The sequence below is a fragment of the Pandoraea fibrosis genome, assembly GCF_000807775.2.
Classification (GTDB): domain Bacteria; phylum Pseudomonadota; class Gammaproteobacteria; order Burkholderiales; family Burkholderiaceae; genus Pandoraea; species Pandoraea fibrosis.
Genome location: NZ_CP047385.1, coordinates 2,989,146 through 3,013,364 on the forward strand (window position 1 = coordinate 2,989,146; position 24,219 = coordinate 3,013,364).

The 24,219-nt window shown below is 61.0% G+C and carries 22 protein-coding genes, 1 tRNA gene and 1 pseudogene; 20 read left to right on the plus strand and 4 right to left on the minus strand.

The window, feature by feature from the left end:
- The first annotated feature begins 26 nt into the window (after positions 1 to 26).
- The 3 genes from PI93_RS13245 to PI93_RS13255 all read left to right on the plus strand — a co-directional run bounded on the left by PI93_RS13245 (position 27) and on the right by PI93_RS13255 (position 2,644).
- Complete coding sequence (locus tag PI93_RS13245; protein WP_039374134.1) at positions 27 to 803, plus strand: SDR family oxidoreductase; 777 nt, start codon at positions 27 to 29, stop codon at positions 801 to 803.
- A 179-nt stretch (positions 804 to 982) separates the two neighbouring features.
- Positions 983 to 2,047: a DctP family TRAP transporter solute-binding subunit gene (locus PI93_RS13250; protein ID WP_039374133.1), complete on the plus strand. Its 1,065-nt coding sequence runs from the start codon at positions 983 to 985 to the stop codon at positions 2,045 to 2,047.
- 213 nt (positions 2,048 to 2,260) lie between these two features.
- Positions 2,261 to 2,644: an acyl-CoA thioesterase gene (locus tag PI93_RS13255; RefSeq protein WP_039374131.1), complete on the plus strand. Its 384-nt coding sequence runs from the start codon at positions 2,261 to 2,263 to the stop codon at positions 2,642 to 2,644.
- Positions 2,645 to 2,699: 55 nt separating this feature from the next.
- On the opposite strand, the gene PI93_RS13260 is transcribed toward PI93_RS13255, so the two are convergent.
- Positions 2,700 to 3,245, minus strand: coding sequence for a PAS and helix-turn-helix domain-containing protein (locus PI93_RS13260; protein ID WP_039374130.1), 546 nt, complete (start codon positions 3,243 to 3,245; stop codon positions 2,700 to 2,702).
- A gap of 226 nt (positions 3,246 to 3,471) precedes the next feature.
- Between PI93_RS13260 and PI93_RS13265 the strand changes: the two genes are divergently transcribed.
- Entirely contained in the window at positions 3,472 to 4,170 is a 699-nt protein-coding gene (locus tag PI93_RS13265; protein ID WP_010806057.1) for a CoA transferase subunit A, read from the plus strand.
- A 23-nt stretch (positions 4,171 to 4,193) separates the two neighbouring features.
- Positions 4,194 to 4,832 (plus strand): CoA transferase subunit B, encoded by a 639-nt coding sequence (locus tag PI93_RS13270; protein WP_039374129.1) that lies wholly within the window; start codon positions 4,194 to 4,196, stop codon positions 4,830 to 4,832.
- 213 nt (positions 4,833 to 5,045) lie between these two features.
- Here PI93_RS13270 and PI93_RS13275 read toward each other — a convergent pair whose 3' ends face one another.
- Complete coding sequence (locus PI93_RS13275) at positions 5,046 to 5,837, minus strand: 3-hydroxybutyrate dehydrogenase (protein ID WP_039374128.1); 792 nt, start codon at positions 5,835 to 5,837, stop codon at positions 5,046 to 5,048.
- 163 nt (positions 5,838 to 6,000) lie between these two features.
- Here PI93_RS13275 and PI93_RS13280 point away from each other — a divergent pair, with 163 nt between their 5' ends.
- From PI93_RS13280 to PI93_RS13350, 15 genes are all read left to right on the plus strand, one after another.
- Entirely contained in the window at positions 6,001 to 6,879 is an 879-nt protein-coding gene (locus PI93_RS13280; protein WP_039374127.1) for an alpha/beta fold hydrolase, read from the plus strand.
- A gap of 63 nt (positions 6,880 to 6,942) precedes the next feature.
- On the plus strand, positions 6,943 to 7,299 hold the full coding sequence (locus tag PI93_RS13285; RefSeq protein WP_023595507.1) for a RidA family protein: 357 nt from the start codon (positions 6,943 to 6,945) through the stop codon (positions 7,297 to 7,299).
- A gap of 47 nt (positions 7,300 to 7,346) precedes the next feature.
- Positions 7,347 to 9,644 (plus strand): RelA/SpoT family protein, encoded by a 2,298-nt coding sequence (locus PI93_RS13290; protein WP_407945332.1) that lies wholly within the window; start codon positions 7,347 to 7,349, stop codon positions 9,642 to 9,644.
- Between the two features lie 241 nt (positions 9,645 to 9,885).
- A tRNA-Val gene (locus PI93_RS13295) sits at positions 9,886 to 9,962 on the plus strand.
- Between the two features lie 238 nt (positions 9,963 to 10,200).
- The gene (gene thrS, locus PI93_RS13300) at positions 10,201 to 12,108 is read left to right on the plus strand and encodes a threonine--tRNA ligase (protein ID WP_039374122.1); all 1,908 of its coding nucleotides are present in this window, start codon (positions 10,201 to 10,203) and stop codon (positions 12,106 to 12,108) included.
- A 52-nt stretch (positions 12,109 to 12,160) separates the two neighbouring features.
- Positions 12,161 to 12,679, plus strand: a complete 519-nt coding sequence (gene infC / locus PI93_RS13305; protein ID WP_072617484.1) for a translation initiation factor IF-3 — start codon at positions 12,161 to 12,163, stop codon at positions 12,677 to 12,679.
- A gap of 176 nt (positions 12,680 to 12,855) precedes the next feature.
- A complete protein-coding gene (rpmI, locus tag PI93_RS13310; protein WP_010806049.1) occupies positions 12,856 to 13,053 on the plus strand; it encodes a 50S ribosomal protein L35 in 198 nt (65 codons plus the stop codon).
- A gap of 25 nt (positions 13,054 to 13,078) precedes the next feature.
- Positions 13,079 to 13,438: a 50S ribosomal protein L20 gene (gene rplT, locus PI93_RS13315; RefSeq protein ID WP_010806048.1), complete on the plus strand. Its 360-nt coding sequence runs from the start codon at positions 13,079 to 13,081 to the stop codon at positions 13,436 to 13,438.
- 131 nt (positions 13,439 to 13,569) lie between these two features.
- Positions 13,570 to 14,583: a phenylalanine--tRNA ligase subunit alpha gene (pheS, locus tag PI93_RS13320; RefSeq protein ID WP_039374118.1), complete on the plus strand. Its 1,014-nt coding sequence runs from the start codon at positions 13,570 to 13,572 to the stop codon at positions 14,581 to 14,583.
- 85 nt (positions 14,584 to 14,668) lie between these two features.
- Positions 14,669 to 17,107, plus strand: a complete 2,439-nt coding sequence (gene pheT, locus PI93_RS13325; RefSeq protein ID WP_039374117.1) for a phenylalanine--tRNA ligase subunit beta — start codon at positions 14,669 to 14,671, stop codon at positions 17,105 to 17,107.
- A gap of 63 nt (positions 17,108 to 17,170) precedes the next feature.
- Positions 17,171 to 17,563, plus strand: coding sequence for an integration host factor subunit alpha (locus tag PI93_RS13330; protein WP_039374116.1), 393 nt, complete (start codon positions 17,171 to 17,173; stop codon positions 17,561 to 17,563).
- A 79-nt stretch (positions 17,564 to 17,642) separates the two neighbouring features.
- Positions 17,643 to 18,035 (plus strand): MerR family transcriptional regulator, encoded by a 393-nt coding sequence (locus PI93_RS13335; protein WP_039374114.1) that lies wholly within the window; start codon positions 17,643 to 17,645, stop codon positions 18,033 to 18,035.
- Between the two features lie 375 nt (positions 18,036 to 18,410).
- Positions 18,411 to 20,681, plus strand: coding sequence for a bifunctional diguanylate cyclase/phosphodiesterase (locus tag PI93_RS13340; protein ID WP_052240970.1), 2,271 nt, complete (start codon positions 18,411 to 18,413; stop codon positions 20,679 to 20,681).
- 461 nt (positions 20,682 to 21,142) lie between these two features.
- Positions 21,143 to 22,726, plus strand: a complete 1,584-nt coding sequence (locus PI93_RS13345) for a sensor domain-containing diguanylate cyclase (RefSeq protein ID WP_080759393.1) — start codon at positions 21,143 to 21,145, stop codon at positions 22,724 to 22,726.
- Positions 22,727 to 22,960: 234 nt separating this feature from the next.
- Positions 22,961 to 23,236, plus strand: a complete 276-nt coding sequence (locus PI93_RS13350) for a hypothetical protein (protein ID WP_201278389.1) — start codon at positions 22,961 to 22,963, stop codon at positions 23,234 to 23,236.
- Positions 23,237 to 23,288: 52 nt separating this feature from the next.
- Here PI93_RS13350 and PI93_RS13355 read toward each other — a convergent pair.
- Positions 23,289 to 23,459 (minus strand): annotated as a pseudogene (locus tag PI93_RS13355) (rubredoxin); the annotation flags it as partial.
- Positions 23,460 to 23,694: 235 nt separating this feature from the next.
- Entirely contained in the window at positions 23,695 to 24,012 is a 318-nt protein-coding gene (locus PI93_RS13360; protein ID WP_039374108.1) for a hypothetical protein, read from the minus strand.
- Positions 24,013 to 24,219: the final 207 nt, after the last annotated feature.

Consider the following 24,219-nt stretch of genomic DNA (forward strand, 5'->3'; position numbering starts at 1 on the left):
GGTGTTTGGGGTTGAGGGAGACGACGATGGGGCGTTCGCTGAATCTGGAAGGCAAAGTGGCGATGGTGACGGGAGCATCGAGCGGGCTCGGCATGCAGTTTGCCAAGGTGCTCGCCCAGGCCGGGGCCAAGGTCGTGCTTGCCAGCCGCCGGGTGGAGCGGCTCAAGGAGTTGCGCGCGGAGATCGAGTCGCAGGGTGGGGCAGCCCACGTCGTACCATTGGACGTGACCGACTACGACAGCATTCGGGCGGGTGTCGCGCATGCCGAGACCGAGGCCGGGGCCATTGACATTCTCATTAACAATTCGGGCGTGTCGGCGCAGCAGCGGCTGGTCGATGTGACGCCTCAGGAGTACGACTACGTTCTCGGCACGAATACGCGAGGCGCTTTTTTCGTGGCGCAGGAAGTCGCCAAGCGCATGATCCGTCGTTCGAAGGGGGATCCGCAGCGTCAGCACAGAATCATCAATGTGGCGTCGGTTGCGGGGCAACGCGCCATTTCCATGCTCGGCGTGTATTGCGTCAGCAAGGCCGCGGTCATCCATATGACGCGAGCAATGGCACTGGAGTGGGGGCGTTTCAACATCAATGTGAATGCGCTGTGTCCGGGCTATATCGACACCGAGATCAACCACGAACATTGGCAGACCGAGGCGGGTCGCAAGTTGATTCAGATGTTGCCGCGTCAGCGGGTGGGGGAACCAAGCGATCTCGATGGACTGATTCTGCTTTTGGCCTCGGACGATTCTCGATTTATCAATGGCTCGATCATGACCGTCGACGATGGTCTGGCGGTGGGATGAGCCATTTCAAGCCGAGTGCCGCGATGATTCCGTCGATTGCGCAGGCCGGGTGCGATGCGGCAATCGGGGATTGCCCGAGGCAGTCAGCCGCGTGAGCACGGGCGCATAATTTGTCGATGCTCACGGGGTCGTGACGGGTGTTGCGTTGACGTCGGACCCCGAATCATCTTGAGGACAACATGCGTAATCCAGGCTGGCGGGGGCTCATCGGAGTCGCGCTTGCCCTCGCCGTTACTGCGCTGCCCGTGGCCGCGCAACCCTATAAGGCCGAATACTCGCTGTCGATCGTGCCGGACGCCGGCACGCCGTGGGGCAAAGGCACACAGCTCTGGGCGGACATGGTGCGCGAGCGCACTCGCGGGCGCATCAACATACGGTTACACCCGGGCGCCATGCTTGTCGGTGGCGATCAGACGCGCGAGTTCACCGCATTGCGCCAGGGCGTGATCGACATGGCGGTCGGCTCGACGATCAACTGGTCGTCGGCAATCCCCGAATTCAACGTCTTCTCCTTGCCGTTTCTGCTGCGCGGCTACCGGTCGCTCGACGCGCTCACACAAGGCGACGTTGGGCGTGAGCTGTTCCGCCGCGTGGAGGAGCAAGGGGTCGTGCCGTTGGCGTGGGGGGAAAACGGGTTCCGACAACTGAGCAATTCGCGTCGTCCGATCCGTGCGCCAGAAGATATGCGAGGCCTGCGTTTCCGCGTTGTCGGGTCATTGCTGTTCAACGACATCTTCACGGCGCTGGGCGCAGTGCCCACGCAGATGACATGGAACGAAGCCATTCGGGCGATACGCACACGCAAGATCGATGGTCAGGAAAATCCGATCACGATCTACAACAATGTGCGACTCGATACGCTGGGGCAACGCTACATCACGGTGTGGGATTACGTGGCAGATCCTATTCTGTTCGTCGTCAACCGTCAGGTCTGGGAGAGTTGGTCGCCACAGGATCGTGACATCGTGCGCGAGGCGGCGATGGAGGCCGCACGCTTCGAGGTCACGCTGGCCCGGGAAGATCTTCTGAGCACCGGGCGCGGCACCTGGGAGGATCTGGAGGCGCGCGGCGTCAAGGTCACGCGACTCACGCCGGATCAGCGTCAGCGCTTTGTCGATTCGACGCGCGCCGTCTATACGAAATGGAAGGCGCTGGTCGGGCGCGATCTGGTCGAAAAGGCCGAAGCAGCGGTGAAAGACGACGCGTCGCTCAACAAGCCGAACGATATGAGCGTGCGCAAGTAATCGCGGAGGACGTGGGTTCGGAAATGTCCGAGGTACCACGCTCACGTCGTCCGAAAAACCTGCCGGTTCAGGCAAATCACGGCGTGGTGCCACACGCCCATCCATCCGAAGCGCTACACTTTATCCCCATGGCGCCCTGTCATCGCACGACGGGGCGTTGATTTTCAATATGGGGAATTTGCAGTGTCGTCAGAATACAAAGAAGTCTTTCGCATGAGCATGCCTATTCGCTGGGGCGATATGGATGCGTTCGGGCATGTCAATAACACCGTGTACTTTCGCTACATGGAGCAGGTGCGGATCTCCTGGCTGGAGTCCCTGAACATTGCGTCGGAAGAGAGTTCGACGGGCGAAGGGCCGGTCATTATCAATGCGAACATGACGTTCTTGCGCCAATTGCGCTATCCGGGCGATATCGATTGCCGCATGTTCGTCGGTGCTCCAGGACGTAGCAGTGTCGACACCCGATTCGAGTTACGCCGTGCCGATACGCCCGACGTGGTCGTTGCCGAGGGCGGCGCGAAGATCGTCTGGGTGAACTACAAGGAGGAGAAGTCGGTGCCGCTGCCGGAAGCCGTGCGGGCGCTGATGGCGTGAGATCGCTGCCGGGGCATGAGGAGCGCGTCGTATGCGCTGCGCATTCTCTCGCGGTTCAGTTGCCGAGCAGTCGCTGAACGAGTTCGGTGGCCGTGCCTGCGCCGTACTTCTGCATCAGACGTGCGCGATAGATATCGACGGTGCGCGGGCTGATGTCGAGGATCTTGCCGATCTGTTTGCTGGTCTTGCCTTGCACGAGTTGCGCGGCGATTTCGCGTTCGCGGGCCGTCAGAGCTACGGCGACCCGGCGCGTAGCGGACATATCTTCGAAGGTCCAGAGGCCCGCGGCATGGGGATCCTGAACGTCGAGCGAGCGCCCTGTTACGTGGCACCAGAATAGCTCGCCGTTGGCGCGACGCATGATGCGCTCGTCAGCGTAGACCCCTTGAGTGCTCATGATCGGGGGGATACGTTCGCCGATGCGCTCGAACTCCTTCGGCGATGGATATAGCACTTGAAATGACTGGCCGATAAGGGATTCGTGCTCGTAGCCGAAGATTTTGCCGAGCTGACGATTGCAGTCTTCGATGATGCGCTGGCGAGAAATGACCAGGCCGACTGGCGCGATGTGAAAGGCTGTCTGGTAGTCGAACGTCGGCATGGGGGGCGGTGCGGGTCCGGTCAGGCCGCGTGCCGGTGCTGCGCGATGGCGGCTCGATACGCGGGGAGATATGTAATTTCACGTATTGTGCCCCATTTGCCCGCCACCGTAAGCTCTATGATTGCATGAGGTGCATTGTCCTGGCGGTTGGCGGGGCGGCGCAAGCCTCGCAACGCGTGAGAGCGCGGCATAATTTCAATTCTCAACCGAGGGAAAGGGACAAACGATGAACAAGGTATACGCCAGCGCCAAGGAGGCGCTTGCCGGTGTCGTCGCAGACGGGCAAACGCTCGCCGTCGGTGGCTTCGGCCTGTGTGGCATTCCGGAGGCCCTGATCGCCGCGTTGCGCGACTCGGGCGTCAAGGGGCTCACCTGCATCAGCAACAACGCCGGTGTCGACGGCTTTGGTCTGGGTCTGCTGCTCGAGACGCGTCAGATCAAGAAAATGATTTCCTCGTACGTTGGCGAGAACAAGGAATTCGAGCGCCAGTATCTGGCTGGCGAACTCGAACTCGAATTTACGCCGCAAGGCACGCTGGCAGAGAAGCTTCGCGCCGGTGGTGCGGGCATTCCGGCGTTCTTCACGAAGACCGGTGTGGGCACCGTGGTCGCCGAAGGCAAGGAAACGCGCGAGTTCGACGGCGAGACATACGTGATGGAGCGCTCGCTGCGCGCCGACGTCGCGCTGGTGAAGGCTGCCAAGGCGGATCGTGCCGGTAACCTTGTGTTCAATCGCACGGCGCGTAACTTCAACCCGATGGCCGCCATGGCCGGCAAGATCACGATCGTCGAAGTCGAAGAACTGGTCGACACCGGTTCGATCGACCCGGACGACGTGCACCTGCCCGGTATCTTCGTTCAGCGCATCGTGCTGAACGCGCATCCGGAAAAACGCATTGAACAGCGCACGGTACGTGCCAAGTAAGCGCCGAGATCAAGGAGATAACCATGGCATGGAATCGTGATGAAATGGCTGCGCGCGCGGCGCGTGAGCTCGAAGACGGCTTTTACGTCAACCTCGGCATCGGTTTGCCCACGCTGGTGGCGAACCATGTGCCGGCGGGCATGGAAGTGTGGCTGCAATCGGAGAACGGCCTGCTCGGTATCGGCCCGTTCCCGACGGAAGACGAAGTCGATGCCGACATGATCAACGCAGGCAAGCAGACGGTCACCACGCTGCCGGGCTCGTCGATCTTCTCGTCGGCGGACTCGTTCGCGATGATCCGCGGTGGTCACATCAACCTGGCGATCCTCGGCGCCATGCAGGTCAGCGAGAAGGGCGATCTTGCGAACTGGATGATTCCGGGCAAGATGATCAAGGGCATGGGCGGTGCGATGGACCTCGTTGCCGGCGTGGGTCGCGTGGTCGTGCTCATGGAGCATGTTGCCAAGGGCGATGCCCACAAGATCCTCAAAGCTTGCGATCTGCCGCTCACGGGCGTTGGCGTGGTCAACCGCATCATCACCGACCTCGGGGTGATCGATGTCACGCCGGATGGCCTGAAAGTGGTTGAGCTGGCGTCGGGTGTGACGAAAGAAGAAATTTCGCAGAAGACCGGGGCGCCGCTCGATACGAGCGCTGTCTGAGGTCAGGGTGAGGTGTCAGTCGGCTCCTGTTGCAATCGCGCAGAGGCCTCCTGACACGCGGTGTTGCTGAGGGTTGCCGTGGCCGTTGAACCCGGTGATCAGTGGAAGGCGAAACGGGCGGGGAATTTCCCCGCCCGTTTTGTTTTCAGGGTGTCGGCACACCCTCTGCGGCGTTTGCGTTCAGACGTTCGCCGAGCGTTGCAGGCGGGGCGGTTACTGCGCGACCCAGCCACCATCCATGTTCCATGCCACGCCGCGGACCTGCGCGCCGGCGTCGCTGCACAGGAAAACGGCTAGCGCGCCAAGCTGTTCCGGCGTCACGAACTCGCCCGACGGCTGCTTTTCGCCAAGTAGCGACCGCTTTGCCTCATCGCCCGAAAGATGCTCGCGTGCGGCGCGATCGTCGATTTGCTTTTGCACGAGCGGTGTGAGAACGAAGCCCGGGCAGATCGCATTGGCTGTTACGCCTGTCTGCGCGTTTTCCAGTGCGGTGACTTTTGTCAGGCCGACGATGCCGTGTTTGGCGGCGACGTAGGCCGATTTGCCAGCCGAGCCCACGAGCCCATGGACCGAGGCGATATTGATGATCCGTCCCCAGTTGCGCTGGCGCATGCCGGGCAAGGCGAGCCGCGTGGTATGAAACGCCGAGCTCAGGTTGATCGCGATGATCGCGTCCCATTTGTCCGTCGGAAAATCCTGAATCTCGGCAACGTGCTGAATGCCCGCGTTGTTGACCAGAATGTCGACGCCGCCGAATTCCGATTCGGCGTATTGCATCATCGCTTCGATCTCGCTGGCGCGGCTCATGTCGGCGCCGTGATACCCGATCAGCGTGCCGGTGTGCCCCGCCTTGGCCGCCGTTTCGGCAATGGCCCTGCGCGCTGCATCGGCGTCACCGAAGCCGTTTGTGATGAGATTGGCTCCCTGTGCCGCGAGTGCCTGTGCCATACCGAGACCAATGCCGCTGGTCGAGCCGGTCACGAGGGCGATTTTTCCTTTCAACATTGCATGGTCTCCGTGCGGATGAAGGGTGGGGGATTTGCCCGCAATCGATGAGCACGTCCGCGAACTGCGGTTTGATGCGGTTCATAAGTCGCCTCATTCTAGCTTACGGTTCCGGGCAGGCGCGGTAGAATTCGGGTCTGGAAACCGATCCGATGAGTCTGCCATGTCGAGCCACGTGCCACGTCTGTCGAACGTTCAGTGTCTGAGTCCCTCCGGTTTGCATCGGATGGCGTACACGGAATGGGGCGACCCCGAGAATTCACGTGTGCTGATTTGCGTGCACGGACTCACACGGTGCGGTCGCGATTTTGACGCGCTGGCGAAGGCCTTCGCGAACGACTACCGTGTCATCTGTCCCGATGTGGTCGGCCGAGGGCAATCCTCGTGGCTGACGAATCCCGCGGGTTATGTTGTGCCGCAGTATGTCGCCGACATGGTGACGTTGATTGCGCGACTCGGTGTGTCGTCGGTGGATTGGTTCGGCACTTCGATGGGCGGTTTGATCGGCATGGGGCTGGCAGGTTTGCCGGATACACCGATTCGCAGTCTGTTGCTCAACGATGTGGGGCCGCATATCGATGCCTCTGCATTGGCTCGCATCGGTCAATATGTAGGGATTCCGAAGCGATTTGCATCGTTGGACGAGGGGGCGGATTACCTTTGGTCGATTTCTTCGGCGTTCGGACCGCATACGCGTGAGGAGTGGCTCGCGCTGTGCGAGCCGTTGCTCAAGGCCGAAGGCGACGGTTACGTATTGCGCTACGATCCTTCCATCGGTGCTGCATTTACCGCAGTGCCGCCGGAGGCCATTGCGGCAGGCGAAGCGGTACTCTGGGCGTCGCTCGCCGCGTTTTCCGGGCGCACGCTGGTGGTGCGCGGGGAGCAGTCGGACCTGCTCTCGCGCACAACGCTCGAACAAATGCTGGCGCACGCACAACACGCGCGCGCCGTGGAAATCGTCGGCGTGGGACACGCGCCGACCTTTGTGCATGCGGATCAGATCGAGATCGCACGCCGATTTTTTGACGGATACGCCGACTGACACTCGCCGGATGGCGCAGTGCAGGGTGGTCCGAAGTGAGAAGAACACGAGGAGTCTTACATCATGGCAGTACAACGTTTCTACGTCGAAAAGCGCTGGTCGGACATGGCCGTACATAACGGCACCGTTTATCTGGCCGGTCAGACGCCCGATGACCGCTCGCAGGATATGGCGGGGCAAACGCGTCAGGTCCTTGCGCATATCGACCGTCTGCTGGCGGAAGCGAACAGCGACAAGTCGCTGATTCTCTCCTGTCAGATCTTCATTTCCGATATGAAGTACTTTGGTGAGATGAATCAGGTGTGGGATGAGTGGGTGCCTGCCGGCAATGCGCCCCCGCGCGCCACGGTGCAGGCGTTGCTCGCCGATCCTGCCATGCTCGTTGAAATCGTGGTCGTGGCGGCGCAGCGCGAAAGCTGAGTTCCCGACCCGCATCATCAGGGGCGCTCGTCGCCCCGTGTTCCGACATGAACCAACATCAAGCACCGACATCCGCAGGCACTCATTCGACAACGGCGCCCGGTGCTACGAATTCGGCGGCGGGCGGCAGTGAGCCGCCATTGCCCGCTACGCTGAGCGACGCCCTGGCGTTTGCCGAGAAGCTGTGCGCGGCGCATGTGCTCTCGTCCGGTGAGCCGATCATGGCGCATGCGCGAGGCATGCTTGCCATTCTCGACACGCTGCGCGTGGACGAGGCCACCCATCAGGCCGCAGCGCTGTTCTCGGCGGCCGAGTTCCTGCCGGACGCACAAGCCACGCTGACTCAGACCTTCGGTGCCGAAGTGGCCGCGCTCGTCATTGACGTGCGCAAGTTGCAAAGGCTCTCCGGGGCGGGCTCGCGCGCTGCGCAGGCCATGCCTTCCGACGGTCGCGATCGCGACGCCTCGGCCGAGCGCAAGTCGCAGGTCGAAGGGTTGCGCAAGATGCTGCTTGCGTTCGCGCAGGACATCCGTGTCGTGATGATCAGGCTGGCATCGCGTCTGCAATCGCTGCGCTGGTATGCGGCAGAGAAAAAGACGCCGCCCGAGGACATGCCGCACGAAGTGCTCGAGATCTACGCTCCGCTCGCGAACCGGTTGGGGATCTGGCAATTGAAGTGGGAGCTCGAAGATCTCGCGTTCCGCTTCCTTGAGCCGGTGACCTACAAGCAGATCGCGAAGTTGCTCGAAGAGAAGCGCGTCGAGCGTCAAACGTTTATCGAAGGGGCAATTCAGCGACTTCAGGACGAATTGGCGCGAGCCGGGGTGAAGGCCGAGGTTTCCGGCCGACCGAAGCACATCTACAGCATCTGGAAGAAGATGCGCGGCAAGGCGGTCGACTTTGCCGAGCTGTACGACGTGCGGGCGTTTCGCGTCATCGTCGACGACATCAAGGATTGCTACACGGTGCTGGGCATTGTCCACAACCTGTGGCAGCCGATTCCGAAAGAGTTCGACGACTACATCTCGCGTCCGAAGCCCAACGGTTACAAGTCGCTCCATACCGTAGTGATTGGCGACGATGGGCGGGCGTTCGAAGTGCAGATTCGCACCCACGAAATGCACCACTTTGCCGAGTACGGCATCGCTGCCCACTGGCGCTACAAGGAAGCGGGGCAGCGCGGCTACGGCGGCGCGTTTTCTGCGAGCGAGGCTTACGACGAGAAGATCGCATGGTTGCGTCAGTTGTTGGCGTGGAAGGACGACGTTGCCGACACGGTGGGCGCGGAAGGTGCCGTGCAGCCGTGGGAGCAGCTCAAGCGCGCGACCATCGACGACCACATCTACGTGCTGACGCCGCAGGCCCGCGTGATTTCGCTGCCACAAGGCTCGACGCCGGTCGACTTCGCCTATCACTTGCACTCGGAACTGGGGCACCGGTGTCGCGGCGCGCGCGTCGATGGGGCGATGGTGCCGCTCAACACGCCGTTGCAGAACGGGCAGACGGTCGAGATCGTGACCGTCAAGCAGGGGGGGCCGTCGCGCGACTGGCTCAATTCGCAACTGGGGTATCTGCAGAGTCATCGGGCACGCCAAAAGGTGCGCCAGTGGTTCAATGCCATCGACCTTGAGGAGACGATTGCCCACGGGCGCACGCTCATCGACAAAACGTTGCAGCGCGAAGGCAAGACGTCGGTCAATCTGGAGGAACTGGCGGCTCGCCTGGGTTTCCGGACGCCGGACGATCTTTATGCGTCCATCGCCAAGGATGAGTTCAGTCTGCGGCACGTCGAGCAGGCGCTTTCGGGCAACTTGCCGGGGCCGGAGCCTCGTGACGAGGACACACTTGTCGCGAAGAAGAGCCTTGATACGAGTGTCGCTCAGGGGGCGAAGAGTGGGGTGCTGGTTGTCGGCGTCGGCGCGTTGCTCACGCAGTTGGCCAAGTGCTGCCGGCCAGCGCCACCGGACACGATCGTGGGATTCGTTACTCGGGGCAAGGGCGTTTCGATTCACCGTCAGGATTGCGCGAGTTTTCAATCCATGAAAGCGCGTTCGCCTGAGCGGGTGATTCAGACTGCCTGGTCGGCAGATGTGCTCGAAGGGCGCGGTGTGGCAGCGTATCCGGTGAATATCCAGATCGAGGCTACGGACCGTCAGGGGCTATTGCGCGATATTTCGGAAGTGTTCTCGCGGGAGAAGCTCAACGTGACCGGCGTCAGTACTCAGTCGCGCGGGGCGCAGGCATTCATGCAGTTCACCGTGGAAGTGAGGGACGGCGGGCAATTGCAGCGTGCGCTTGCCCAACTCACCGGGGTGGCGGGCGTGGTGTCGTCGCGTCGGCGGTAAGCGGTTGTCTGAGGAGGGGGGCGGCTGGCGGGTGCTGGTGGTTTCAGCGGTATCAGCGAGTTGCGTGGAATCGGTGGCTGACCGATGTCAGGTTGGCTAACCAAAATTGGGCAACGTACTGACGTAAAGCCGTGTGAGGGAATACGCGCAAACGCCTTGTTTAATGCGGTTTTTCGTCGGCAGGCACAATAATCGCTTGGCGACTCGCTGAAACCTTGCTAGAATCTCGTTCTCTTGCAGTAGGCTCGTAGCTCAGCTGGTTAGAGCACCACCTTGACATGGTGGGGGTCGTTGGTTCGAGTCCAATCGAGCCTACCAACGAATTTGATGCATTACAGTCCGCGAGACCCCGCAGACACAGGCGCTGGAAAAAACACTCATGTTCATGATCGCCCGAACTTTCACAGTGGTGAAGGTGCGACGTTAAGTCGAGGGTGTTTTTCGTCTGGATGTAAGGAATGAAGAGACGGCCTCGACAACAGTCGAGGCCGTTTTTTTTCGTGGTTTGCCGCGTGGCATTGGCCGCGCGTGACGTTTTTGCGCATGGGAGTGCGACATGATTTCGGTACGTTTGCCTGATGGTTCGCAACGCCAGTACGAAGCCCCGCTGACGGTGGCGCAAGTCGCCGGTTCGATCGGTGCGGGTCTGGCCAAGGCTGCCCTGGCGGGCCGCGTTGACGGCAAGCTCGTCGATACGTCTTATCTGATCGAGCACGACGTGAGTCTTGCCATCGTGACGGACAAGGACGCCGACGGCCTGGACATCATCCGTCACTCGACGGCCCACTTGCTGGCCTACGCCGTCAAGGAGCTGTTCCCTGAGGCGCAAGTGACGATCGGCCCGGTGATCGAGAACGGCTTTTACTACGATTTCTCGTTCCATCGCGCTTTCACGCCGGAAGATCTCGCCGCCATTGAGAACAAGATGCACGAGCTGGCCAAGAAGGACGAGCCCGTGACGCGCGAGGTGCTTTCGCGCGACGACGCCGTGCGCCTGTTCATGTCGATGGGCGAAAAGTACAAGGCGGAGATTATCAAGTCGATCCCGGCAACGGATGAAATCGGTCTGTACCGCGAAGGCAAATTCGTGGATCTCTGCCGTGGCCCGCACGTGCCCTCTACGGGCAAGCTCAAGGTCTTCAAGCTGATGAAGGTCGCTGGCGCCTATTGGCGCGGCGACGCCAAGAACGAGCAACTTCAGCGCATCTACGGCACGGCCTGGACGAAGAAGGAAGATCAGGACGCGTACCTGCACATGCTCGAAGAGGCGGAAAAGCGTGATCACCGCAAGCTCGGTCGCGCGCTGGACTTCTTCCATATGCAGGAAGAGGCGCCGGGCCTCGTCTTCTGGCACCCGAAGGGCTGGACGCTCTGGCAGCAGGTCGAGCAGTACATGCGCCGCGTCTATCGCAACAACGGTTACCAGGAAGTGAAGGGGCCCCAGATTCTCGACCGTTCGCTGTGGGAGAAGTCGGGCCACTGGGATAACTACAAGGACAACATGTTCACGACGGAATCGGAGAACCGGGCGTACGCGCTCAAGCCGATGAACTGTCCGGGGCATGTCTTGATTTACAACTCGTCGCTGCATAGCTACCGCGATCTGCCGCTTCGCTACGGCGAATTCGGCCAATGCCACCGTAATGAGCCGTCGGGTGGCTTGCACGGCCTGATGCGCGTGCGAGGCTTCACGCAAGATGATGGCCACATCTTCTGTACGGAAGACCAGATTCTCGACGAATGCGTGAACTACACGGCCCTGCTGCACGCTGTGTACAAGGATTTTGGCTTCACGGACATGATCTACAAGGTTGCAACGCGTCCTGAGCACCGTGTCGGGTCGAACGAGAATTGGGATAAGGCCGAATTTGCGCTGATGGAGTCGCTGCGCCGTTCGAATTGCGAATTCGTCATTGCCGAGGGCGATGGCGCGTTTTATGGCCCGAAGATCGAATACACGCTCAAGGATGCGCTCGGCCGCCAGTGGCAGTGCGGCACGATGCAGGTCGACTTCTCGATGCCGGAGCGCCTGAACGCCGAATACGTGACGGAGGAAAATGGCCGCAAGCGCCCGGTCATGCTTCACCGTGCGATTTTGGGTTCGCTTGAGCGTTTCATCGGCATTTTGATCGAGCACCATGCTGGTGCAATGCCGGTCTGGCTCGCGCCGGAGCAGGTAATTGTGATGAATGTCGCCGAAAAAACGGCCGATTACGCTCAAGAAGTGACGAAAAAGTTGAAAGAACAAGGGCTTAGGGTCCGGGGCGATTTGCGCAACGAGAAAATTAGCTATAAAATACGCGAGCACTCGCTGCAGAAAGTTCCCTATCTCGTTGTAGTGGGGGACAAGGAGCAGGAGGCGAATACGGTAGCCGTGCGTGCCCGTGGCGGCGTGGATCTGGGTGTGATGCCCGTTGACGCGCTCATCGAACGTCTTGCGCAGGAATGCGCAACGTTCCAATAACGCCTGTCGGACAGCGCGGCTAAATTTTTGACTTTTTTCGAGGATAAGCAACATCGCTACCGATAAGTCGCATCGCATTAACGGCGAAATTACAGCGCCTGAAGTGCGTCTAAATGGCGTCGACAATGAGCCACTCGGCATTGTGAAACTGGCAGAGGCTTTCCGTCTGTCCGAAGAGGCTGATGTCGATCTGGTGGAAATTGCACCGACCGCGAATCCGCCGGTTTGCCGTTTGATGGATTACGGCAAATTCAAGTACTCGGAACAGAAGAAGGCGCACGAGAACAAGCTGAAGCAGAAGGTTGTTCAGATCAAGGAAGTCAAATTCCGACCTGGCACCGACGATGGCGACTACAACGTCAAGTTGCGCAATCTGAAGCGGTTCCTCGAAGACGGTGACAAGACCAAGATCACGCTGCGTTTCCGCGGTCGTGAGATGGCCCACCAGGAAATCGGCGCTCGTATGCTGGAACGTCTGAAGTCCGATCTCGAAGAGTTCGGCCAGCCGGAACAGATGCCGAAGATGGAAGGCCGTCAGATGATCATGGTCATCGCGCCCAAGAAGAAGTAATGCCGCGGCGGTGTCGAATGACACCGCCGGGTGGTAAGGAATTGCCGTCATTGCCCGTCAGGGCGTGACAGCGATGCAGGGTGCAGTCTGACCCTGAACACAAGTGATCCCGGGTTCTACAAGGGGCGCGATTTTGGCGTCACACCTGTGATCATGTTAAAAACTCGGAGTTTTTCATGCCTAAGATGAAAACCAAGAGCGGTGCCAAGAAGCGCTTTCGCGTGCGTCCTGGCGGTACCGTTAAGCGTGGTCAGGCCTTCAAGCGTCACATTTTGACGAAGAAGACCACCAAGAATAAGCGTCACCTGCGCGGTGCCGTCGGCGTTCATGAGTCTGATCTGAACTCCGTACGCGCAATGCTGCCCTTCGCTTAAACCCCGACTTAGATAGGAGAGAAATATGCCTCGAGTCAAACGTGGGGTCACCGCACGGGCCCGCCATAAGAAAGTCATCGCAGCAGCCAAGGGTTTCCGCGGCCGCCGCAATAACGTCTTCCGCATCGCCAAGCAAGCGGTTATGCGCGCTGGGCAATACGCCTATCGCGATCGCCGCAACAAGAAGCGCGTGTTCCGCGCTTTGTGGATTGCGCGTATCAATGCAGGTGTGCGTCAGCACGGTATGACTTACAGCGTGTTCATCGCTGGTCTGAAGAAGGCCTCGATCGAACTCGACCGTAAGGTGCTGTCCGACATGGCCATCAACGACAAACCGGCATTTGCCGCGATTGTCGCTCAGGTGAAAGCCGCCGTCGCAGCCTAAGCTGTAAATAGCGTATAGCGCGTTTTACCGCGCGCCATTCGCCAGGAGGGGGCTCTCATCGGAGCCCCCTTTTGTTTTTCGCTCGCCTTTTCATGCGGCCATCTCGACCGCCTAACTTGAGTCTGTAGCATATGGATCTGGAACTTATCGTCAGCGATGCGCAGCGTGCGTTCGCCGCCGCTCCCGACGCCGCCGCGCTGGAAAACGAGAAAGCCCGCTTTCTCGGCAAGACCGGCCAACTGACCGAGTTGCTCAAAGGCCTCGGCAAGCTTGATCCCGAAGCGCGCAAGAGCGAAGGCGCACGGATCAATGCGGCCAAGCAACAGATCGAAGGCGCCCTGCAGGCGCGCCGCCAGGCCATGGCCGACGCGTTGCTCGACGCGCGCCTGTCCGCCGAAGCCATCGACGTCACGCTGCCCGGCCGAGGCCTGGGCGCAGGCAGCCTGCACCCCGTGCTCAACACCTGGGAGCGCGTTGAACAGATTTTCCGTTCCATCGGCTTCGACGTGGCCGACGGCCCCGAAATCGAAACCGATTGGTTCAACTTCACGGCACTGAACAGCCCCGAGAACCACCCGGCGCGCTCCATGCAGGACACCTTCTATGTCGAAGGTAACGACGATGCGGGCAAGCCGCTGCTGCTGCGCACGCACACGAGTCCGATGCAGGTGCGTTACGCGCGCATGAACAAGCCGCCCATCAAGGTGATTGCACCGGGCCGCACGTATCGTGTCGACTCCGACGCCACGCACTCGCCGATGTTTCATCAGGTCGAGGGGCTGTGGATTGCCGAAGACATCAGCTTCGCCGATCTGAAAGGCGTCTACACCGATTTCCTGCGCAAGTTCTTTGAGCGCGACGACATTCAGGTGCGTTTCCGCCCGTCGTACTTCCCGTTCACGGAACCGTCCGCCGAAATCGACATGCAGTTCGAAACCGGCAAGAACGCCGGCAAGTGGCTGGAAATTTCCGGTTCGGGGCAGGTGCACCCGTCGGTGGTGCGCAATATGGGGCTCGACCCCGAGCGCTACATCGGCTTTGCGTTCGGCTCGGGACTTGAGCGTCTGACGATGCTGCGCTACGGCGTTCAGGATCTGCGCCTGTTCTACGAGAACGACCTGCGCTTCCTGCGCCAATTCATGTAATCGATGCCGATGGCCCCGGGCTGGCGCGCAAAGTCGCTGCCACCGGGCCTCGGAAGTGAAGACTTAACTGCGAGCGAACTGATCCATGCAATTCTCTGAATCGTGGCTGCGTACCCTGGTCGACCCGGATTTGTCGACGGACGCGTTGGCGCACGCCCTGACGATGTCCGGGCTCGAAGTCGAGGAAACCGACCCGGTCGCCCCGCCGTTTGCGGGCGTGGTCGTGGCCAAGGTGCTCGAAGTCGCCCGTCATCCGGACGCTGACCGTCTGAACGTCTGTCAGGTCGACGCCGGCACTGGCGAGACGCTCACCATCGTGTGCGGTGCACCGAACGTGGCGCCGGGCATCAAGGTGCCTTGCGCGACCGTGGGCGCCGCCTTGCCTCCGGCCGAAGCCGGTGGTGCGCCGTTCCAGATCAAGATCGGCAAGCTGCGCGGTGTGCAGAGTTTCGGCATGCTGTGTTCTGCACGTGAGCTGAAGCTCTCGGAAGACCACGCCGGTTTGATGATCCTGCCGGACGATGCGCCCGTCGGCATGAATATCCGCGAGTATCTCGATCTGGACGACACGGTATTCGTCGTCAAGCTCACCCCGAACAAGGCCGATTGCCTGTCGCTGCTCGGTATCGCTCGCGAAGTCGCCGCGATTACCGGCGCGCCGCTCAAGGATCTGCCGGGGCAGGGGGCTCAGGCGGCAACGATCGCCGACACGCTGCCGGTGCGCATCAGTTCGCCGGAAGGCTGTGGACGTTTCGGTGGCCGCATCATTCGGAATGTGAACGCTGCCGCGCCGTCGCCGCGCTGGATGGTGGAGCGCCTCGAGCGAGCCGGTCAGCGCAGCATTTCCGCACTCGTCGATATCACCAACTACGTGATGCTCGAGCTCGGTCAGCCGTTGCACGTCTATGACCTGAACCGTCTGCAAGGCGGTATCGATGTGCGCTTTGGCCGCGCGGGCGAGACGCTCAAGTTGCTCAACGAACAGACCGTGACGCTCGACGAGAGCGTGCTCGCGATTACCGATGCCAGCGGCCCGATCGGTCTGGCCGGCATCATGGGCGGCGACTCGACCAAGGCGGGGCTGGAAACACAGAACATCTTCCTCGAAGGTGCGTTCTTCTTCCCGCAGGCGATTCAGGGCCGTGCGCGAAAGTACAACTTCACCAGCGATGCGTCGCACCGTTTCGAGCGCGGCGTCGACTTCGCCGGAAACGTGCGTGCCCTTGAGCGCGCCACGCAACTCGTGCTCGAGATCTGCGGCGGCCAGGCGGGTCCGCTGGAAGATCACGTCGCGAAGTTGCCGGAGCGCCAGCCGGTGAAGATGCGCGTCGCACGTGCGATCAAGATTCTGGGTGTACCGGTTTCCGAGCAGGAGATGAGCGCTATCTTCACGCGTCTCGGTCTGCCGTTCACCCTGCAAGACGGCGTGTTCGAAGTCACGCCGCCGTCGTATCGCTTCGACATCGAGATCGAAGAAGATCTGATCGAAGAAATTGCCCGCATTTACGGTTTCGATCGTATTCCTGCCAATCCGCCGGTTGCCGCAAGCGCCATGCGCCCGACGCAGGAAGGCCGCCGGTCGCAGCACGCCGTGCGCCATGCCGTGGCGGCGCGCGATTACCATGAGACGGTCGGCTTCAGCTTCGTCGATGTCGAGTGGGAGGCGGACTTTGCCGGTAACGACAACCCGATCAAGCTGCTCAATCCGATCGCCAGCCACCTTGCCGTGATGCGCTCGACGCTCATCGGCAGCCTGATTGCGGCCACCCGTTACAACCTGAATCGCAAGGCATCGCGCGTTCGCGTGTTCGAAATTGGTCGTACCTACCATCGCGACAACACGGTGGCTTCGGGCGAACTGAGCGTCGGTGGTTATCGCCAGCCGTTGACCGTGGCGGCGCTGGCTTACGGTCCGGTGTTCGAGGAGCAGTGGGGGGCTACTACGCGTCAGGTCGACTTCTTCGATGTGAAGGGGGATCTGGAAGCGCTGTTGGCGCCGCGCACGGCACGCTTCGTGAAGGCCGAACACCCGGCGCTGCATCCGGGACGCAGCGCGGCCATCGAAGTCGACGGCAAGCGTGTGGGCTTCATTGGCGAGTTGCACCCGCGTTGGCAGCAAAAGTACGATCTGCCGCACGCACCGGTGCTGTTCGAGATCGAGGCAGAGGCACTCTTCGTGCGCGACGTCGCGAGCTACGAGGACATCTCGAAGTTCCCGCCGGTCACACGCGATATCGCCCTCGTGGTCGATCAGGCGCAGCCGGTACAAGGGCTGATCGATGCCATGCTGGCCGCCCGCGATGAAGACCCGGCGTGCAGCGTGGTGCAGTCGGTACGGTTGTTCGACGAGTTCCGGCCGAAGGCTGGCACGGCATCGGGCTCGCTTGGCGCGCAGGACAAAAGCGTGGCGTTTCGTGTTACTCTGCAAGACCCCTCGGGTACGTTGCAGGACGAGACGGTCCAGGGCGCCATTAACGCACTGGTACAACGGGTAGAAGGGTTCGGCGCACGTTTGCGCGCCTGAAACTCACTAAAAGATCCGGTTGCGAGTTGGTCATCGCACTGTCATCGCCATCGCGTGGGACGTATGAACGAAATGAATCCTGGTGAATTTGAAGCCATGCTTGCAGCGCAGCGTATCGCGCTGGGACGCAGCGAAGTGAACGAGGTCTCGACCGAAGCGCCGACGCTGACCAAGGCCGAACTGGCCGAGTTGCTGTTCGAGCACGTTGGTCTGAACAAGCGCGAAGCGAAGGATATGGTCGAGGCATTCTTCGAATCGATCCGCGACGCGCTTGAGTCGGGCGACAGCGTCAAGCTGTCCGGCTTCGGCAACTTCCAGTTACGCGATAAGCCGCAACGACCAGGGCGTAATCCGAAGACCGGCGAGGCGATTCCGATTGCCGCACGTCGCGTCGTCACCTTCCACGCCAGCCAGAAGTTCAAGTCGATCGTTGAGTCTGGCGCAGTGAGCAAGTAAATCCCGGCCGCCGCATTCTGTGGCGGCCGCTGGTTTTTCGTCCGCAATCTAACCGTCGTCCGACTCCGCTAACGCCGCGATGGATCACGTTGCCTTGCCGCCGATTCCCGCCAAGCGTTACTTCACCATCGGTGAAGTGAGCGAACTGTGTGGCGTCAAGCCGCACGTCCTGCGCTATTGGGAGCAGGAGTTCACGCAACTCCGCCCAGTCAAACGGCGCGGTAACCGGCGGTACTACCAACATCATGAAGTCCTGCTGATCCGGCGTATCCGGGAGTTGCTCTATGAGCAGGGCTTCACCATCAATGGCGCGCGTAACCGCCTCGAAGCCGACACGCCGCGTGGCGGTCGCGCCTCGGCGGGGGCTGCCGCAGAAGGTGGCGTGCCGCCAGCGGCCGAAGCCGACGCCGCGCTCGACGTCGGCGACTTGCGCCGCCGTCTCGAATCTCTCCTCGATCTGCTCAAGTCCTGAGTCACCGGTCGCGTCGATGTCCGACGCGTTCGCTTTTTCGCTATCGAATCGCCACGGTCACCCCTATCCAGGGCGAAGGGGGCACGTCATTTGACCGGGCCACCCTACCTCGGGATTCTCCTAATGCGGGGGCGGCCGAATTGTCCGTAATCCGAGATATGGCTCGGCTAGGGCAGGGAGGTGCTCGTCTGGCATGATGAGCGGCATACATTCCCCGATTGAGGCGACGTCAGACGACTTCCGGGGGCGCTTCGATTGCCTTACACTTGCCGGAAACGATGGCGTCCGTTAGCGATGCCCCTTGGATCCTATTGACGATCAGGCCAACACCGACCTTCTTGCGCGGGGGCGCAAAGGCTGAAAGGATCTCGACCTATGGCGGAACCGAGCACGACGGGAGCGCGGCGCTGGCGTTGGGCGACGTCTTATCGTTCAATCGTCGCGATTCTGATTTTCGGTTTCCTGATTCTGGTCCTCGTCTGGACCGCTGTGCTTTGGCGCATCGCCATCGAGCACAAAGCCATTCTGCGCGACACGGCAGCTTCTGCATCCACCGTCGCCACCGCACTCGAGCAGCAGACGCTGCGCGCCATCCGTCAGGTCGATCAAATCGCGCGTTTTGTGAAGTATGAGTACGAGCGGCGGCGCGGCGATTTCGAGCTGACGCGCACGCTGACCGAAGGCATCGTCACGGATCGCTTCATGGTGTTGGTCAGCGTGGCGGATGCGAAGGGGGATGTCATCGCCGCGACGATGCCCGGTGCTGCCGGCGTGAACATCGCTGACCGGGAGCACTTCCGGGTGCATCTGGACAATGCGAGTGACGGCCTGTTCATCAGCCATCCCGTGTTCGGGCGGGTCTCGCACAAGTGGGTCCTCCAGTTCAGCCGGCGACTGAATACTCCCGACGGTAGTTTCGCGGGCGTGGTCGTCGTATCGCAGGAACCGAGTTACTTCACGACCGACTTCTACACGAACGCCGTGCTGGGCCAGTACGGCCAGATCGCCGTGATCGCCGACGACGGCGCACTCCTCGCACGCAGTACCGGTGCCAGCGTTGCCATCACCGGCACGGGAGAGTTGCCGCCGTTCGCGGCCGAGCAGCGGAATTCCGGTGTCCATCGCGATCCCATCGATGGTGTCGAGCGCATCGTGGCGTACCGCCATTTGCGTGACTACCCGCTGGCAGTGCAGGTCGGTTTGTCGATGGATGAGGAGCTGGCCGAGTATCGCCACGTCGAGCGCGTGTATCTGACGATGGCGACCTTCGTGTCGGTGGCGCTCGTGGTGTTTTTCGCGCTCATTGCCTATCTGATGCAGCGGCTTATCGGTCGCGACCAGCAACTGACGCGTCTGATCTCCTACGACGCGCTGACCGGACTTCCCAACCGCTATGCCCTGATGGAATCGCTGCGACGGGCCTTGGCCGATCCCGATCAGGTTGGCAAAGTTGCGTTGCTGCACATCGATCTCGACAACTTCAAGAGCGTGAACGACACGTTGGGCCACGCGCAGGGCGACGAGATCATTCGGCAGGTGGCCGAGCGGTTTGCACCGCGCATGCCGCCGGGGGCGATGCTGTCGCGTTTCGCGGGCGACGAGTTCATGGTGCTGCTCGAAGGCGACAGCGCGCCGTCGCAAGCCGAGCCACTGGGCGAGACCCTGCTCGCTGCGCTCAAGGCGCCGATGGTGGCAGACGGCACGTCGTTTGCGCTGCACGCGAGTATCGGTGTGACGTTCTGGTCGAAGGCGGACGAGACCGAGGCGGATCTCATCAAGAAGGCGGATCTTGCGATGTACTCCGCGAAGGAAGCTGGCAAGAGCGTCGTCCGCGTCTATTCGCAGCAGATGACGTATCAGGCGCATCAGCTTGTCGTATGGGAACGGCAGATGGAGCAGGCGCTGGCCAACGGCGAGTTCTTTCTCGCTTACCAGCCCATCGTGGCGCTCGAGTCCGATTGTGTGCGCGGCGCGGAGGCGTTGATTCGCTGGCGCCACCCCGAGCGCGGCGTGCTGAGTGCGGGGGAGTTCATCCCGCTGGCGGAGACGACCGGGCAGATTGTCGCCATCGGCGAGTTCGTGTTGACGCAGGCATGCCGTCAACTCAAAGCCTGGCGAGGCACACCGATGGCGTCGCTGCGGCTTGCCGTGAATGTTTCGTCGGTGCAGTTCTGGCGCGGCGACATCGGTGAGCTGGTCGAGCGGCTCATGAAGGAATACGAGATTGAGCCGAACCGTCTCGAACTCGAAATTACCGAGTCGGTGATGGTCAAGAATCCGGCGCTCGTGGAAATGAAGATCGAGCAATTCAAGCGCGTGGGTGTGCGTATTGCGCTCGACGATTTCGGTACCGGTTATTCGTCGTTGTCCTATCTGACGCGTTTTCCAGTCGACACGCTCAAGGTCGATCGTTCGTTCGTGGAGTCGATTCCCGATTCGTCGCGATCGTGTCTCATGATTTCGAACATCGTCAATATTGCGCGCTCGTTGGGGATCGAATTGATTGTCGAGGGGGTGGAGAACGAACGGCAGCTCGATTGGCTACGTCATTTCGTGCCGTTGTGTGCTCAGGGTTATTTGTTTTCCCGGCCGGTGGAAATCGAACTGCTAGATTCGGTAATCGCGCGTTTCGGTATTTGCCGATAAAGCGGTGATAAACGAAAAGAAGACATTCTGCTAGTTAATAGATTAAATAGGCATTCGTAATAAATCGAACGCATGCCGTTTTTTCGTACGGATTCATCGTCGGAGTGCTATAGAATTAACGGGTTTTCGCGATGATGCCAAGCGATGTGTGTGGATGGCTGCGAGCCGTTGCCAGCGGTGCTTGAAAGCGAGGATGGCAGGTTGTCAACAGCTTGCAATTGTCGGGGTGGACAATGCAGGGTGATCAGGGTCCGAAGGCGCGGGGCGCGACATGCCGGGGATCGGGAACGAGGAAAAGAGTTTGACGCGCAGACCAGAATTGGCGGGAATTCGCCGGCACGATGGATGCCAGTTGCGACCAGAGCTTCTGTCCGGGGAAAAGACAGAACGCGACTCGAATGAGGCGGATACTTTGCCAACGTAAGAAATGAAAAATATTAGAACGAGCGTTTGATTTTCGGATGAGGATAAGGCATTGGCTTTATGCCGCCTGTATCTCGGTCGGCGTGCTGGTCGCCTGCTGGGTTGCGGCGGACAGGACTGCCACGTCGCTGGTCGGCGACAAGCTTGCACAGAGTGTCGACGCCGGGCAAACGGTGGCCGACCGGGTGGCCGACGGCATGATTCACGCGATCAATACGGATCTGGCGATGGTGCGGGCCATCCCCTCCACGTTGGCCGAGGTGGACCTGCTGCGCGACGTCCTGCGTCCGGAGAGCGGCGGCACGGCTCAGGCAGAGGTCGTGGATCGTGCCAATGAGTTTCTACGTGGGGCGCAGGGGTATTTCGGCGTCGACCGCGTATGGGTGATCGACACCCGCGGCGTGTGTGTTGCCGCAAGCAACTTCCGCGACGCACCGTCGCCCATCGGCCAGTCGGTCGCCGACAAGCCCTACGTCACCAATGCCTTGTTGGGCGCGCGTTTCGAGAGTTACGCGGCCGGTTGGGAGCATCAGGCGCCCGGCCTTTATTTCAGTGCCCCGGTATATCGTGAAGGCGCGCTGATCGGTGTCGTGATGACCAAGATCGGGCTCACACGCCTGCGTCATTGGGTCGGCAGCGGCGAGTCGTTCGTCACCGACGGCAACGGCGTAGTCATCATGGCCAACGATCCGCGTTTCGAGAATCGCTTCATGCTGGACGGCAAGGTCGGGGCGCTGTCCGACGCGCAGCGTCAGGCGCTTTACCAGCGCAATGACTTCGCCCGCATGCCGATCACCCAGTTCAAGCGCGCGCCGGGCCGCTCTAACGCCTGGGTGCCGCAGGAATTGCTCGACCGGATGTCGGAGTTCGACGAGTTCCGCAAACCGTTTGTCATCACCTCGCGGCCAAGCTCAAGCAACGATCTGATCGTCTATGCCGTGGAGCAGGTCGACGCCTGGGAAGCGCTCACGCGAGAGCACGCCAAAGACTTTGCCTTGTGTTTCCTGCTGTATCTGGGGGGTGTCGTCATCGTGATGCTTGCCGGCTGGACGTACTGGCGCGAGCGTGTGCAGCATCGCGAGACACGTCAGTCGAACGAAGAACTGCGTGCGGTGAACAATCAACTGGCGTTCGAAGCCAGTTACGACGAATTGACGGGGAGCCTCACGCGTCGTTATTTCTTCCATCGCTTCGACCAGTTGCTGGAAGCCGCACAACGCAAGAATGAGCCGATGAGCCTCATCGTGGCCGATCTCGATCACTTCAAGTCGATTAACGACACGTATGGGCATGCCATCGGCGATCAGGTGCTGTGCCGTTTCGTGCTCGTGTGTTCGTCGACGTTGCGGGGCGATGATCTGATCGGCCGTATCGGAGGCGAGGAGTTCGCGATTCTGCTGCCGGGGGCAAGCGAGCGCGATGCGCTGCGAGTGGCGGATCGTATCCGTGAGCGTTGCAAGCGTGAATCGCTCGAAGGCAGCGAACCGCCGCTGCGCTTCTCGGCGAGTTTCGGCATCACGGAATGGCAGGATGAAGATTCCCCGATGAACATGGTCGAGCGCGCCGATATGGCCTTGTACCGCGCCAAGCGCGCCGGTCGTGACCGCTGCTGGGTGTTCTGATCGGCCCACCGGGCTAAGGCCCCGGCATTCGCCGGGGGCCGCCAATCTCACGATATTCCGTCGCCGTTACCAATGTCACGTTTGGTAACCAAAGAACGGGCACTCCATTCCGCATTTCACGGGAACTCAGCGGTCTAACGAGTCAGGCAGGCGCGGTAAAGATCGACGACATGCGGAGATCCGGTACCGATCGCGCTGCGCGAGACTCGAATAGCTCATGCGGGAGGTTTCATCGTGAAACGCATACTCATGCTGGCAGGCGGTGCCGCCGTCGCTGTGATGATGGCCGGTTGTGTGGCCGTGCCGTATGGCGCACCTGCCTACGGTGGCGGCTACTACGACAGTTATGGCTACGCCCCGGGATACGACGCCGGATACGCGGGGTACGCGCCCGGCTATGCGGTAGCCCCCGCGCCGGTGGTCACCTTCGGGGTATCCAGTGGCTACTACGGCGGCAGATACTACCGGGGATGGCATGGCCGTGGCCGCGGTTGGGGCTGGCATCACTAATGCGACGCCGGTGGCTCAGGCTGCGGCGTCCGGCGCGTTGTGGTGGCCGGGCTCAGAACTCGGACAGCGCGAAATCTTCCTTCGAGACGTCGCATTCCGGGCAGCGCCAGTCCGTGGGGACGTCGGCCCAGCGAGTGCCGGGGGCAAGGCCGTCATTGGGTGCGCCTTCGGCTTCGTGATAGATCCAGCCGCAGATCAGGCAGATCCAGCTCTTGAATTCGGTCGGGGTGTCCAGCGTGGTGGTCATGGTGTCGGGTCAACTGGGAAAACTTATGCGACCCGCATTGTAAGGCACGCGCATGGCGGCGCACCGCTCGCGGGCGATGCCTCGTACGCAAAGTTAATCCAGATCAATTTGAGGGGGAAGTCTGCGCGGGGTAGGCCGGGTGGCCACGACGGCGGGGGCAGCAGAGCCAACGTGGGAGCGCGCGCGCCGGTAACCACCGGCGCGAGAGCCATTACCAGTGAATCTGGTTGAGGAAGATCGGCGCCATCTGCGCAAGCGAATTGAGCAGCGACATAGCGGTGTCGCGATGCGACACTTCCCGCCACAGCCGGCTTTCCTTGACCACGCGCTCGCGGTCTTCCGCCGTTTTCACCTCGGGCGAACGCAGCTCCTTGATCAGGTCGATGACGGACGCGCGATCGACGGTTTCCGTCACGGAGTGATGGGCGAGCAGATCGTCCAGATGCACACGCTCCGCTTCGGTAAGGGGCGTGTCGGCAGGCGAAGACTGGGTGGAAGGGGTAACGGACGGTTTGTCGGATTGGGTCATACGAGACGTTCTCCCGAAGTCACTGAAAAGCGAAACAGCCGCTGAATGTCAGACCTTGCAAGGGTCTGAGGTCATGCATGGCGAGGTATCGCGTGACTCCATCATAGGCCGATTCGCTTGCGCTGCGAACCCTTACCCGAGCGCGGCGTCTCGCGATTTCGCGCAAACCGGCAGGTGATTTCCCGCCGGTTTTCCGCATGTCAAAGC